Here is a 15,933-nt window from a genome sequence, read left to right as displayed (position 1 = left end):
TTGGAGTACTGGACGGCGTCCCTGGCCGGCGCCCCGGACGAGCTGACTCTTCCGTTCGACCGGCCGCGTCCGGTCGAAGCCTCCAATCACGGTGCGGCCTACCGCTTCACCGTTCCCGCTGAGCTGCACGAAGCGCTCGTGCGGCTCGGGCGGGAACACAACGCGACGTTGTTCATGGTGCTGCACGCAGCCCTGACCGTGGAGCTCGCGAGGTCGAGCAACACCGACGACATCGTCGTCGGTACACCGATCGCCGGTCGCGCCGAGGCCGAACTCGAAAACCTGATCGGCATGTTCGTCAACACGCTCGTGCTGCGCGCCCGGGTCGACGGTGGGGAATCGTTCAGCGATCTTCTCGCCCGGATCCGAGATCTCGATCTGGGTGCCTTCGGACACGCCGACGTGCCGTTCGAGCAACTCGTCGAGGTCCTCAACCCGCCGCGTTCTCGCTCGCGGAACCCGTTGTATCAGGTGCTGCTCACCCTGCAGAACATGGCACCGTCGACGTTCGAACTCGGTGGGGTGACGATCTCTCCGGTCGAAGCACCGCTCGACCAGGCGAAGGGCGACCTCCAGTTCACGCTCTTCGAGTCCGCCGACCACGCCGGTCGCCCGTCCGGACTGGCGTGTGAACTCACCTACGCCACCGAACTCTTCGACGAACGGACGGTGCGGGGTATCGCCGACCGTCTGGTCCGGATCCTCGATGCCGCAGTGGCGGATCCGTCCGTGCCCGTCGGGGATCTCGACCGGTCGAGCCCTGCCGAGTACGAAACGCTTCGCGGCCTCGGTCGCGGCTCCGACCGCGTCGTCCCGGGTGCCGCCACGCTGCCGGACAGGTTCTCGTCGCAGGCCGCGGCTTCGCCCGACGCGGTAGCCCTCGTGTACCAGGGCGAAAGCCTCACCTACGCGGAGTTCGCCGGTCATGTGAACCGTCTCGCGCGACACCTGATCTCCCTCGGTGTGGGGCCGGAAGTGCGTGTCGCGGTGGCGATGGAACGCTCGCTGGATCTGGTGCTGAGCATCTACGCCGTGCTCGCGGCCGGTGGTGCGTATGTTCCGATCGATCCGGAGCAGCCGGCAGAGCGCAACGACTACGTGCTCGCCACGGCCGATCCGCAGGTGGTGCTGACGACCTCACGTCACGACATCGGTGTGGGACGGACCGTCGTCCGCGTGGACGAACCGATCACCTCCGGTGTGTCCGGCGCGCCTGTCGTGGACGCCGATCGTCGTTCACCTCTGCGTCCGCAGAACACTGCATATGTGCTGTTCACCTCGGGTTCGACGGGTCGGCCCAAGGGTGTGGCGGTCACACATGCGGCAGTGGTCAACCAACTCGCATGGATGCAGGACCGCTTCGCCGTCGAGTCCTCGGACGCCGTCCTGCTCAAAACCCCCGCGACCTTCGACGCGTCGGTGTGGGAGTTCCTGCTGCCACTGATGTCGGGTGCCCGACTCGTCATCGCCTCACGCGACGGACACCGGGACCCTGCGTATCTCGCTCACGCGTTGGTGGACTTCGACATCACCATCGCACAGTTCGTGCCGACGGTGCTCGATGCCGTGCTCGACGAGGCGACGGCGCCGACCCCGGCGCTGCGTGCGGTGTTCGCCGGCGGCGAGGCATTGCAGGCGGCGACCGCCGAGCGTTCCCGCGCAACGTTCGGTGCGGAGATACACAACCTCTACGGCCCGACCGAGGTGACGATCCAGGCGACCCACCGTGTCGCGCGCGATGGCGACGGTGTTGTGGTGCCTATCGGTGCGACCGTATGGAATACGTGCGCGCGTGTGTTGGACGCGCGCCTGCGGCCCGCGCCCATGGGCGTGACGGGTGAGTTGTATCTGTCGGGTGTGCAGGTCGCGCGAGGATACGAGGGACGCGCGGGACTGACCGCCGAGCGTTTCGTGGCCGATCCCACCGGTGACAGTGGCGAGAGGCTCTATCGCACCGGCGATCTCGTCCGGTGGAACCGCGACGGTGAACTCGAGTACATCGGCCGGAACGACCTGCAGGTCAAGCTCCGGGGTCAGCGTATCGAGATCGGTGAGATCGAAGCGGTGCTGCGGAGCCTGGACCACGTTGCGGCCGCGGCGGTCGACGTGCGATCGGATCAGTTGGTCGGCTACATCATTCCCGCAGGGGACATCGATCCCGCGCACCTTCGCGGAGTGCTCGGCGAACTGTTGCCGTCGTACATGGTGCCCACGCACTTCGTCGTGCTGGACTCGTTTCCGCTCAATGCATCCGGGAAACTGGATCGAAAGGCGTTGCCTTCCCCCGAGATCGAGGATCGGGAGTTCCGTGCCCCTGTGACGGCGGTCGAGCATGCAGTGGCTTCGGTATTCGCCGAGGTGCTCGGAGTCGAGCAGGTCGGGTTGGACGACGACTTCTTCGCACTGGGTGGCAACTCGCTGGTGGCGACGCAGGTCGTGTCCAGGCTCGGTGCCGCTCTCGACATGCGTGTGCCGCTGCGTGCGTTGTTCGACGCGTCGAACGTGGAAGGCCTCGCCGCGCGGCTCGAAGGTGAGTCCGGTTCCGGCGCTGTCGTTCCGCTCGTCGCGCAGGAGCGGCCCGAGGTGGTGCCGTTGTCGTTGGCGCAGCAGCGGATGTGGTTCCTGAACCGGTTCGATCCCGAGTCGGCGGTGAACAACATTCCCGCTGTGATCCGGCTGACGGGCGTGCTCGATGTCGATGCACTGCGGGCCGCGGTGACGGATCTGGTCGAGCGGCACGAGATCCTGCGGACGGCGTACCCGGAGATCGACGGTGTCGGTCGCCAGGTCGTGCTCGGCCTCGACGATGCAGGTATCGAACTGAAGGTCGTGGAGGTCTCCGAGACCGAGGCCTTCGATAGGGTCGTCGCCGCGGTGAGTACCGGCTTCGATGTGACGGTCGCGCCGCCGCTGCGGATCGAACTGTTGCAGGTCTCGGAGACCGAGCATGTGCTGGTCGTGGTGGTGCACCACATCGCGGCGGACGGTTTCTCGATGGGCCCGTTGTCTCGCGATGTGATGGTGGCGTATGCGGCCCGGTCGGCCGGAGAGGTCCCGGCGTGGGAGCCGCTCGAGGTGCAGTACGCGGATTACGCGATCTGGCAACGTCGGGTCCTCGGCTCCGAGGACGATCCGTCCTCGGTCGCGACTGCCCAGGCCGAGTACTGGCGCACGACACTGGCGGACCTCCCGGAGGTCTCTGCCCTGCCGACCGACCGCCCCAGGCCGGCCGTCGCCTCGACACGCGGTGCCGAATACCGTTTCGGCTGGTCGCAACAGCAGCAGCAGGCACTCGAACGGCTCGCTGTCGAGCACGGCGCCACCCCGTTCATGGTGGTCCACTCGGTGCTCGCGGTACTGCTGGCACGCATGTCCGGAACCGACGACATCACCATCGGTACTCCGGTCGCAGGGCGTGGCGCTGCCGAACTCGACGACCTCATCGGCATGTTCGTCAACACCCTCGTGCTCCGCACCGTCCTCGAGGAGGGAGAGTCGTTCGCCGATCTCCTCGGCCGGGTCAAAGACGTCGACCTCGGTGCCTTCGCGCATGCCGACCTTCCGTTCGAGCGGCTCGTCGAGATCATCGATCCCGTTCGCTCGCAGGCATGGCATCCGCTGTTCCAAGTGGCGCTGTTCTTCCAGAACATGACGTCGGGTGCTCTCGAGCTCGAGAATCTGGCGATCGAACCCGTCGACGTCGACGTGACCACGGCGAAGTTCGACCTCCAGTTCACCGTGGCGACAGCCGAGAACGGCGGTTCCGATGTCGCGATCAACTATGCGGTGGACCTCTTCGACGACGAGACCGTTCGGTCCCTTGCCGAACGCTTCCTCCGCATATTCGACGCCGCCACCGCCGCTCCGAACACCGCGGTCGGCGACCTGCCGGTGCTCAGCGCACAGGAGCAACAGCGCATGGTCGTCGAACCGAACCGGACCGAGCGGCGCATCGACCACCACCTGCTGCTCGACGGGTTCGACGCGCGTGTTGTGGCGTCTCCCCACGCCGTGGCGGTGATCTTCGAAGGCGAAGAACTCACCTACGCCGAATTCGACGCGCGTGTCGACGCCGTCGCTCAGCGCCTGGTCGCTCTCGGTGTCGTCCCCGAGACGCGGGTCGCGTTGGCCATGCGCAGGTCCGTCGAGCTGGTGATCGGCATGTACGCGGTGCTGCGCGCAGGCGGTGCCTACGTGCCCGTCGATCCGGACCACCCGCTCGACCGTGTCGCCTACATCCTCGACGCCGCCGATCCACTCGTCGTACTCACGACGCACCGCGACGACTTCACCGCGACGGGTGACAGGCTCGTTCTGCACCTCGACGACCTCGACGACACGGATCGGTTCGGCACGCCGTTCGATCGACCGACCGTGCACCCCGAGAACAGTGCGTACGTGATCTTCACGTCGGGTTCCACCGGTAAGCCGAAGGGCGTGACGGTGTCGCACGGCGCCATCGCCAACCAGATGGCATGGATGGAGCACGAGTACGCCTTCGACGAATCGGATGTGTACCTGCAGAAGACCGCCACCACCTTCGACGTCTCGTTGTGGGGCTTCTTCCTGCCGCTCCGAGCCGGCGCAATGCTGGTCGTGGCGACGCCGGACGGTCACCGCGATCCCGAGTACCTCGCGCGCACTATTCGCGAGTGTGGAGTGACGATCACCGACTTCGTTCCGTCGATGTTGTCGGTGTTCGTATCGTCCGTCGATGCTCGGGATGTGGCGACACTCCGGGATGTGTTCGTCATCGGTGAGGCGTTGCCTGCCGCGACCGCGAAGGCATTCGGGGAGCTCAGCCCCGCAGGACTCCACAACCTGTACGGGCCGACCGAAGCTGCCGTCTCGATCACGTACCGGCGGGCCGAACCCGGTGACGACGGCAGCGTCCCGATCGGTCTGCCGCAGTGGAATTCCCAGGCGTACGTGCTGGATTCGCGTCTACGTCCGGTGCCCACCGGTGTCCCGGGCGAGTTGTATCTCGCAGGTGACCAGTTGGCACGCGGATATCACGGCCGCGTCGATCTCACCTCGGATCGCTTCGTCGCCAACCCGTTCGTGCCCGGCGAGCGTATGTATCGCACCGGCGACCTGGTGTACTGGACCGCGCGTGGTGAACTCGACTACCTCGGCCGCACGGATTTCCAGGTCAAGTTCCGCGGGCAACGGATCGAACTCGGCGAGATCGAAGCAGTACTGCTCGATCATGATTCGGTCATCAACGCTGCTGTGTTGGTGGTCTCCGGCGCGACCGGTGACCAGCTCGTCGCCTACGTCGTGCCGGCCACCGGCGCGGATGTAACAGCGGATGCTCTGAGGGAGCATGCGGAGACGGCCCTGCCGACGTACATGATTCCGGGCGCCTTCATGGTCCTGGCGGAGTTCCCGCTCAACGCGTCGGGCAAGCTCGACCGGAAGGCGTTGCCCGCTCCGGTCTTCGAGACGAAGGCGTTCCGTGCTCCGGCGACCGTCACCGAGCAGACGGTGGCGCAGGTGTTCGGTGAGGTCCTCGGAATCGAGAAGATCGGAGCGGACGACGACTTCTTCGCGCTCGGCGGCAACTCGTTGATCGCAACCCAGGTCGTCTCGCGTGTCAGTGCTGTCGTGGATGCCCGGGTGCCGGTACGAACGCTGTTCGAAGCTTCCACGGTCGAGGAGTTCGCCCGGGCCATCGAGACCCACGCCGGGAGCGGAGGAGTTGCGCCGCTGGTGCCTCAGCCGCGGCCCGAACGGGTTCCGCTTTCCCTCGCGCAGCAGCGGATGTGGTTCCTGAACCGGTTCGATCCGGAGTCGGCAGTGAACAACATCCCGGTGGCCATTCGCCTGACCGGCGCACTCGATGTCGGGGCGCTGTCGCATGCCGTCGGTGACGTCGTCACCCGTCACGAGATCCTGCGGACCTACTATCCGGATATCGACGGCGTCGGCGTCCAGATCGTCGTGCCGACGGCCGAGGCCGGGTTGGATCTCGTCGCGGAATCCGTCGACGAGCGGGACGTGCTCGCCACCGTTGCGGAGTACGTGACCGGCGGTTTCGACGTCGCAGTCGCACCCCCCGTGCGCGTTCGGCTCCTTCGGATGTCGGAGACCGAGCATGTGCTCGTCGTGGTGGTGCACCACATTGCTGCAGACGGCTTCTCGATGGGACCGTTGGCGCGGGACGTCATGATCGCGTACGCCGCGCGGTCGGTGGGTGAGGCTCCGTCCTGGCAACCTCTCGAAGTGCAGTACGCCGATTACGCGCTGTGGCAACGACAGGTGCTGGGTTCCGAGGACGACCCCGAGTCCGTCATCGCACGGCAGGTCGCGTACTGGACCGAGCAGTTGACCGGGGCACCCGATGTTCTCGACCTTCCCGCGGATCGGCCGCGTCCGGCGGTGGCATCGAACCTGGGCGCCACACGCCATTTCGTTCTCGGATCCGACGTGGTGTCCGGAATCGATTCACTGGCAGCATCGCTCGGACTGACTCGCTTCATGGTGGTGCACGCAGCCCTCGCTGTGTTGTTGGCTCGATTGTCGGGCACGGATGACATTGCGATCGGTACGCCGGTGGCGGGTCGTGGTGAGCGTGCCCTCGATGACTTGATCGGCATGTTCGTCAACACGCTCGTGCTGCGCACACAGGTCGATTCCTCCGAGTCGTTCACGGATCTGCTCGGTCGTGTGCGTGAGGTGGATCTGGGTGCCTTCGGCAACGCTGATGTGCCGTTCGAGCGACTGGTGGAGGTGCTCGATCCGGTTCGCTCGACCGCGTGGAATCCGTTGTTCCAGGTGATGTTGACGATGCAGAACATGGCGCCGACTCGGTTCGAACTGCCGGATCTGTCGCTGTCCGCGGTGGATGCGGATGTGGCGTTGGCGAAGTTCGATCTGCAGGTGACGCTGGCGGAGCAGTTCGACGACGGCGGCGAGTCTGCGGGGATGGCGGTCGCGCTGACCTATGCCACGGACCTGTTCGACGAGGCGACAATGGTCGGTTTCGCCGAGCGATTCGTGCGGGTGTTGTCCGGTGGGGTCGCGGATCCGTCGATGCCGGTCGGGGACGTCGACCTGTTCCTCGCCGACGAACGCGAACAGCTTCTCGCCTTCGGGCGCGGGGACGTGGCGCCGACGAGTGAAGTGCTCACGGATCTGATTGCTGCGCAGGTGGAACGGACGCCGGATACTGCGGCGGTGTCGGTCGTGGGCGACGAGTTCACCTATGCGCAGTTCGGGGATCGGGTAGGCCGGTTGGCCCGGTACCTGATCTCGGCGGGTGTGGGTCCCGAGGTGCGGGTCGCGGTGGCGATGGACCGCTCGCTCGACATGGTGCTCGCGATCCATGCGGTACTAGCGGCGGGCGGTGCGTATGTGCCGATCGACCCGGAGCAGCCGGATGACCGCATCGGGTACGTGCTGAACACGGCAGATCCTCTTCTGGTCCTGACCCGGTCGGGTGAGAACCACCGCTGGGATCGTCCGGGTGTGGCCCTCGATGTACTCGATCTATCCGGATATGCATCGGGTCCGATCGAGAACAGTGAACGGCGTGCGCCGTTGCGACCCGGCAATACGGCCTATGTGTTGTTCACCTCGGGCTCGACCGGTCGCCCGAAGGGCGTGACGGTCTCCCATGGGGCCGTGGTCAACCAGTTGTTGTGGATGCAGGACCGCTTCGCTCTGACGGCGTCCGATGTGGTGCTGCTCAAGACTCCCGCGACGTTCGACGCGTCGGTGTGGGAATTGCTGTGGCCGTTCATTTCCGGTGCGCAAATGGTGATTGCGAGTGCAGACGGTCATCGCGATCCGGTATACCTCGCCGGCGTCATGACCGATGCGGGTGTCACGGTGGCACAGTTCGTGCCGACGGTGCTCGACGCGGTGCTCGACGAGATCGACGGTGCGGCGGCGTCGTCGGTGCGGTTGGTGTTCGCCGGTGGTGAGGCGCTGGCCGCCTCCACGGCGGCGCGGGTGCGAACCGTGTTCGGTGCGGAAGTGCACAATCTGTACGGGCCCACGGAGGTCACGGTGCAGGCCACGCACCGTGTCGCGGACGAAGTGGACGGTTCGTACGTCCCGATCGGCCGGCCCGTGTGGAACACCGATGCCTGGGTCCTCGACACGCGACTGACGCCGGTGCCGGTCGGTGTGGTCGGAGAGTTGTATCTGTCCGGTGCTCAGCTCGCGCGCGGATACGCGGCTCGTCCGCAGCTGACGGCCGATCGGTTCGTGGCGAACCCGTTCGGGATGGCAGGGGAGCGGTTGTATCGCACCGGCGACCTGGTTCGCTGGACCCGTGTCGGAGAGCTCGAGTACGTCGGCCGAAACGATCTGCAGGTGAAGGTGCGTGGCCAGCGCATCGAGCTCGGTGAAATCGAAGCGGTGCTACGGGCGCAGTCCGGGGTGACTGCGGGTGCGGTGGCTGTGGTGTCGGATCGGTTGATCGGCTACGTCGTGCCGATCGGAACCCTCGATATTCAGTCGCTGCGGGCATCGCTCGGTGAGTCGTTGCCGGCTTACATGGTGCCGTCACAGTTCGTCGTGCTCGAGGCGTTGCCGTTGTTGCCGAACGGCAAGCTGGATCGACGGGCGTTGCCGGAGCCTGTGGCCGAGGAGCGTGAGTTCCGGGCTCCTTCGTCCTCCGTGGAACAGGCAGTGGCCGCGGTGTTCGCCGAGGTGCTCGGTGTCGAGCAGGTGGGTCTGGACGACGACTTCTTTACCCTCGGCGGCAATTCGCTGGTGGCAACCCGGGTCGTGGCGCGTCTGGGTGAAGCGCTCGGTACGCGTGTTCCGCTGCGTAACTTGTTCGACGCGCCCGCGGTCGAGGATTTTGCTGCGCTGGTCACTCGGGAGATGGGCAGCGGCATTTCCGTTCCGCTGGTGGCGCAGGAGCGACCTGAGATGGTGCCGTTGTCGTTGGCACAGCAGCGGATGTGGTTCCTGAACCGCCTGGAACCCGACTCCGCGGTGAACAACATCCCTGCCGTGATTCGGTTGTCGGGCGCACTCGATGTCGATGCGTTGCGGGCTGCGGTAGCGGACCTGATCGAGCGGCACGAGGTCCTGAGGACGGTGTATCCGGAGGCCGACGGTGTCGGTCACCAGGTCGTGCTCGGTGTCGGAGAAGCCGGTGTCGAATTGGAGGTCGTGAAGGTCTCCGACGCCGAAGTGTTCGACCATGTCATCGCGTCTGTGGGCACGGGATTCGATGTGACGGTGACGCCTCCACTGCAGATCGAGTTGCTGCAGGTGTCGGAGACCGAGCACGTGCTCGTCGTCGTGGTGCATCACATTGCTGCGGACGGCTTCTCGATGGGTCCGTTGTCTCGTGACGTGATGGTGGCGTATGCGGCGCGGTCGGCGGGTGAGCTCCCGGCATGGGCGCCCCTCGAGGTGCAGTACGCGGACTACGCGATCTGGCAACGCCGAGTACTCGGATCCGAAACCGACCCCAAGTCCTTGATCTCGCAGCAGCTGTCGTACTGGACGGACACGCTGCAGGGATTGCCCGACGAACTACCGCTGCCCCTCGACCGTCCGCGTCCGCCGGTCGCCTCGTACGGCGGTGGCCGGCACACCCTGACCGTCGATGGTTCGGTGCGTGCGGGTATCGACGAACTCGCCCGCGATCGTGGCCTCACTCCGTTCATGGTGGTGCACGGTGCACTGGCCGTCCTGCTCGCACGGCTGTCGGGCACCGACGACATCGCGATCGGCACGCCGGTGGCGGGTCGCGGTGAGCGCGCCCTCGACGACCTGATCGGCATGTTCGTCAACACCTTGGTGCTGCGCACTCGGGTCGACAGTGGTGAGTCCTTCGCCGAACTGCTCGATCGCGTGCGCGACGCCGACCTGGGCGCCTTCGGTCACGCGGAAGCACCGTTCGAGCGGCTCGTCGAGGTGCTCGACCCCGCGCGCTCGGCCGCGCGCAATCCGCTGTTCCAGGTGATGCTCGTCTTCCAGAACTTCGAACAGACGAGCTTCGAACTGCCCGGACTGTCGTTGTCCGCACTCGAAGCCGACGCGCAACTCGCCAAGTTCGATCTGCAGGTGACCGTCGTCGAGCAACCCGAAGGTGGATGGCTCGTCGAATTCGGCTATGCCACCGATCTGTTCGACGCAGCGACCGTCGAATCGATCGCCGAGCGATTCCAGCGCGTGCTGGCGGCAGCCGGCGACGAATCCGTGGTGGTCGGAGACATCGAACTCCTCTCCTCGGAAGAGAAGTCCCGACTGCTCACACACGCGACAGAAGATCGGAGCATCGACGGCGAGACGGTGCTCGACCCGTTCGACCGTCAGGTCCTGCGCACACCCGATGCCACGGCCCTCATGTGCCACGACGGAGCGCTCACGTACCGCGAGTTCGGTGCGCGGATCAACCGACTCGCCCGTGAGCTGATCGCTCGCGGTGTCGGACCCGACACGTTGGTCGGCCTCGCCGTACCACGTTCGGTCGACATGCTCGTAGGGATGTACGCGATCCTCCGAGCCGGTGGCGCATATGTCCCGATCGATCCGGAACACCCGGCCGACCGCATCGCGTACCTGCTCGACGTCGCGAACCCGATCCTCGTGCTCACCACTCGCCGGGACGCGAACGCACTGCCGAACTCCGCACCCGTGGTGTGCCTCGACGAACTCGACGTCTCGCAGTGGAGTGATCTGCCGATCGGTGACAGGGAACGTCGTGCCCCTCTCCGGGCTCGGAACACCGCGTACGTGATTTTCACGTCGGGCTCGACCGGACGTCCGAAGGGTGTCGCCGTCACCCACGAGGCGATGCTCAACCAGATCGACTGGATCAGCGATCGTTTCGACATCGGTGCCGAGGACGTCGTCCTGCTCAAGACACCGTTCACGTTCGACGTGTCGGTGTGGGAGTTGTTCGGTCCTCCGAGCAGGGGAGCACAACTCGTCATTGCTGCTCCCGACGGACACCGCGACCCTGCATATCTTGCATCGGTCATCGACGAACACGCGGTGTCGATGGTGTCGTTCGTGCCGTCGATGCTCGATGTGTTCGTGGCCGAGCTTTCTGAAGGATCGTGCGCTTCGCTGCGTGCGGTGCTCGTCGCCGGCGAGGCACTTCCCGCCCGGACGGTGACCCGCTTGCGCGCGGCGCTTCCTGGTACGGCCGTCCACAACCTGTACGGGCCGACGGAATTCACCGTCCACGCCACCGAGATCGAACTCTCCGGTGACGAGGCGATCGTTCCGATCGGTACACCGGTGCGGAATTCGCAGGTCTACGTGCTCGACAACCGGCTGAGGATGGTTCCTCCGGGGGTCCCGGGAGAGCTGTATCTGTCCGGCGTCCAGATCGCTCGGGGTTACGTCGAGCGTCCGGATCTGACAGCGGAACGGTTCGTCGCGAATCCCTTCACCGAGCGCGCACGCCTGTATCGCACGGGAGACGTCGTGCGCTGGAATGCGTCCGGCGTGCTCGAGTACATCGGACGCAGCGACTTCCAGGTCAAGCTGCGCGGTCTGCGTATCGAACTCGGTGAGATCGAGGCGGTACTGCGGGACGATCCGCGTGTGTCGTCGGCTGCTGTCGTGGTGACGCACGATCGTCTGGTCGCGTACCTGACCGCTTCGCAGGAGAATCTGGATACGGACGAACTGCGCCGTTCCGCGTCAGATCGTCTGCCGGCGTACATGGTGCCGGACGTGATGATGGTGCTCGACGCACTGCCGCTCAACGCCTCCGGCAAGCTCGATCGTCGGGCACTGCCCGAACCGGTGCTCGAGGCACGTGAGTTCCGGGCTCCGGTCACCGATGTCGAGCAGACCGTGGCGTCGGTGTTCGCCGAGGTGCTGGGAGTCGAACAGGCCGGTCTCGACGACGACTTCTTCGCTCTCGGTGGCAATTCCCTGGTCGCGACCCGTGTGGTTGCACGCCTGGGACAGGCACTGGAGTCGCGTGTGCCACTGCGCGTGCTGTTCGATGCGCCGACGGTTGCAGCGCTCGCGGCGCGCCTCGAAGAAGCGGCCGGTACCGGTACTGCTGTTCCGCTGGTCGCGCAGGAGCGACCTGCGGTGGTGCCGTTGTCGTTGGCGCAGCAGCGGATGTGGTTCCTGAACCGGTTCGATCCCGAGTCGGCGGTGAACAACATCCCGGCGGTGATCCGGTTGTCGGGCGTGCTCGATGTCGAGGCGTTGCGGGCTGCGGTGGTGGATCTGGTGGAGCGGCACGAGATCCTGCGGACGGTGTATCCGGAGGTCGACGGTGCGGGGCGTCAGATCGTGCTCGGCGTCGAGGACGCCGGAGTCGCGCTCGAGGTGGTGCGCGTTTCCGAGGCGGAGGTGTTCGATCGGGTCGTCACATCGGTGAGTACCGGATTCGACGTGACGGTGGCGCCGCCGCTGCGGATCGAATTGCTGCAGCTCTCGGAGACCGAGCATGTGCTGGCCGTGGTGGTGCACCACATCGCGGCGGACGGTTTCTCGATGGGACCGCTGTCTCGCGATGTGATGGTGGCGTACGCGGCCCGTGCTGCGGGGGAGATCCCGGCATGGGAGCCGCTCGAGGTTCAGTACGCGGACTACGCTCTCTGGCAACGTCGGGTCCTCGGATCCGTCTCCGATTCGGGATCTTTGATCTCGCGACAGTTGTCGTACTGGACGGAACAACTGGCAGATCTTCCTGATGTACTTGCGCTTCCGACGGACCGACCACGTCCGGCGGTGGCCTCGAACCGGGGTGCGACGCACGAGTTCGTGCTCGACCCGGCATCTCTGGCCGGTCTCGACGCACTGACTGCCGAACACGGGGTCACCCGTTTCATGGTGGTGCATGCAGCCCTGGCAGTGCTGTTGGCTCGGTTGGCTGGCACGGGTGACATCGCGATCGGTACGCCGGTGGCGGGTCGTGGTGAGCGTGCTCTGGACGATCTGATCGGCATGTTCGTCAACACGCTCGTGCTGCGTACGCAGATCGATTCCTCCGAGTCGTTCGGAGATCTACTCGGTCGGGTGCGTGAGGTCGACCTGGGTGCGTTCGGGCATGCGGACGTGCCGTTCGAGCAGCTGGTCGAGGTGCTGGACCCGGTTCGGTCGACCGCGTGGAATCCGTTGTTCCAGGTGATGTTGACGATGCAGAACATGGCGCCGACTCGGTTCGAGTTGCCGGGTCTGTCGTTGTCGGCGATCGATGCGGATGTGTCGTTGGCGAAGTTCGACCTACAGGTCACCGTTTCGGAGCGGTTCGACGACCGCGGTGAGACTGTGGGTATGGCGGTCGCGCTGACGTATGCGACCGATCTGTTCGACGAGGCGACAATGGTCGGCTTCGCGAAGCGATTCGAGCGTGTGCTGTCCGGTGCGGTCGAGGACCCGTCGAAGCCGGTCGGAGACGTCGACCTCTCTCTCGTCGGCGAGCACGAACGGCTTGTCTCGCTCGGTCACGGGGACGCGGTGCCGGTGAGCGGAGTCCTTTCGGATCTGATTGCTGCGCAGTCCGAACGGACACCCGGTGCGGTGGCGGTATCCGTCGGCGGAGATGAAATCACTTATGCGGAGTTCCGGGGCCTGGTGAGCAAGCTTGCCCGGCACCTCATCTCTGCCGGCGTGGGTCCCGAAGTGCGTGTCGCCGTGGCGATGGACCGTTCGCTCGACATGGTGCTCGCCATTCATGCGGTGCTCGCGGCAGGCGGCGCATACGTGCCGATCGATCCGGAGCAACCGGACGACCGAATCGAGTACGTGCTGGACACGGCCGATCCGCTGCTGGTGTTGACCGCCTCGGGTGGAAACCATCGATGGGGCCGTTCGGTGGTGACCCTCGATGGACTCGACCTCTCCGGATACGCGCCCGGGCAGATCGAGAACAGTGAACGTCTCTCGCCGCTTCGGTCTGCCAATGCTGCCTACGTGCTGTTCACATCGGGTTCGACCGGTCGGCCGAAGGGTGTGACGGTGTCACACGGGGCTTTGGTCAACCAGTTGGTGTGGATGCAGGACACTTTCACGTTGACGGCATCCGATGTGGTCCTGCTCAAGACCCCGGCGACGTTCGACGCGTCGGTGTGGGAATTGCTGTGGCCATTCACTTCCGGTGCCCGAATGGTGATTGCGAGTGCGGACGGTCATCGCGATCCGGCATACCTGGCCGACGTCATGACCGATGCGGGTGTCACGGTGGCACAGTTCGTGCCGACGGTGCTCGACGCCGTACTCGACGAGATCGACGGTTCATCGTCGTCGATGCGGTTGGTGTTCGCCGGTGGTGAGGCGCTGGCCGCCTCCACGGCGGCGCGGGTGCGAACCGTGCTCGGTGCGGAGGTACACAATCTGTACGGGCCGACCGAGGTCACCGTTCAGGCGACGCATCGCAGCGCGGTCACCGTGGACGGTTCGTACGTCCCGATTGGCCGGCCTGTGTGGAACACCGATGCCTGGGTCCTCGACACGCGACTGACGCCGGTGCCGGTCGGTGTCGTCGGAGAGTTGTATCTGTCTGGTGCCCAGCTTGCGCGCGGTTATGCGGCCCGCCCGCAGTTGACGGCCGATCGGTTCGTGGCGAATCCGTTCGGCGGGTCGGGGGAGCGGTTGTACCGGACCGGCGACCTCGTTCGATGGACGCGCGATGGAGAGCTCGAGTACGTCGGTCGAAACGATCTGCAAGTGAAGGTGCGTGGTCAACGCATCGAGCTCGGTGAGATCGAAGCGGTGCTGCGCGCGCAGTCCGGGGTGGCTGCGGGTGCAGTAGCCGTCGTCTCCGATCAGTTGGTTGGGTACGTAGTGCCGTCCGGAGACCTCGACGTTCGGGCCTTGAGGTCCGCAATGGGTGAGGTTCTGCCGGGGTACATGGTGCCGTCGCAGATTGTCGTGCTCGAGGCGTTGCCGTTGTTGCCGAACGGCAAGCTGGACAGGCGGGCGCTTCCGGATCCGGTTGTCGAGGAGCGCGAGTTCCGGAACCCGATCACCGATCTCGAACAGGCTGTCGCTGCAGTGTTCGCCGAGGTGCTCGGTGTCGAGCAGGTGGGCCTGGACGACGATTTCTTCGGACTCGGCGGCAATTCCCTGGTGGCCACCAAGCTCGTCTCCCGGTTGAATGCGGAGCTCCCGACGCGAGTACCTCTGCAGTGGCTGTTCCGGGAACCCGGTGTCGAAGGACTCGCGGCACTCATCGATCGTGAAAGTGCCGGTGACGTCGAAGAATCCGTGGTTCCGGTCCTGCCGATCCGGATGCAGGGCGCGGGTACGCCGCTGTTCTTCGTCCACCCGATCGTCGGATTGTCGTGGTGCTACACCGCTCTCGCACGTCAGCTCGATCACGACGCGCCCGTCTACGGTCTGCAGACCCCGGCCGTCACCGAGGACGACTTCGAACCCGCCACCCTCGACGAACTCGCGGCGCGTTACGTCGACGAATTGCGGACCGTGCAGCCCGAGGGGCCGTACCGGTTGTTCGGCTGGTCGCTCGGCGGCGTGATCGCCCACGCGATGGCTGTGCGTCTGCAAGCGGAGGGACAACAGGTCGACACGTTGGTGATGCTCGACAGCTTCGCCGGCAACGGTGCACGGACCGGCGAGTCGAGCGATGTGTCGATGAGAGAGCTGCTCGCCGGATTCGGAATCGACGACGCGGCCGCAGCCGGTGCCGAGGACGTCGACGACCTCGTCACGTCCGTCGCTTCACTCACCGGCAACACCGAGGACGACACGAGACGCGTGGTGACCAGGCTGGTCGCGGCGGCACAGCGGAACTCCGAGTTGATGACTGAGCATCGGCCGGGGACGTACGACGGCGACATCGTCTACTTCACCGCGGCAGCCGACGACCCGACCGGAACCCGAGGCGCGTCCGGATGGGACGCGGCTGTGACGGGTGCCGTCGACAACCATCAGGTGCCGGCGACGCACTGGCAGATGACCTCACCCGACGCGCTCGACGTCATCGTGCCCGTGCTCGACGCGGTGCTCTCCGCGCGGGAGAGCTGA

At 65.7% G+C, this 15,933-nt stretch carries 1 protein-coding gene (running past one end of the window); it reads left to right on the top strand.

Annotation, left to right across the window (positions count from 1 at the left end; all coding sequences use genetic code 11):
- Window positions 1-15,933: the 3' end of a non-ribosomal peptide synthase/polyketide synthase gene (locus tag ACWPOC_RS22390; protein ID WP_455409355.1), read on the top strand. It extends 24,096 nt beyond the left edge of the window; the window shows 15,933 of its 40,029 coding nt (coding positions 24,097-40,029); its start codon lies off the left edge, out of view; it ends in the stop codon at window positions 15,931-15,933.

This window comes from Rhodococcus sp. 5G237 (assembly GCF_053764735.1).
The sequence above is the reverse complement of the archived record's forward strand: the minus strand, read 5'-3'. Positions and strand labels throughout refer to the sequence as shown.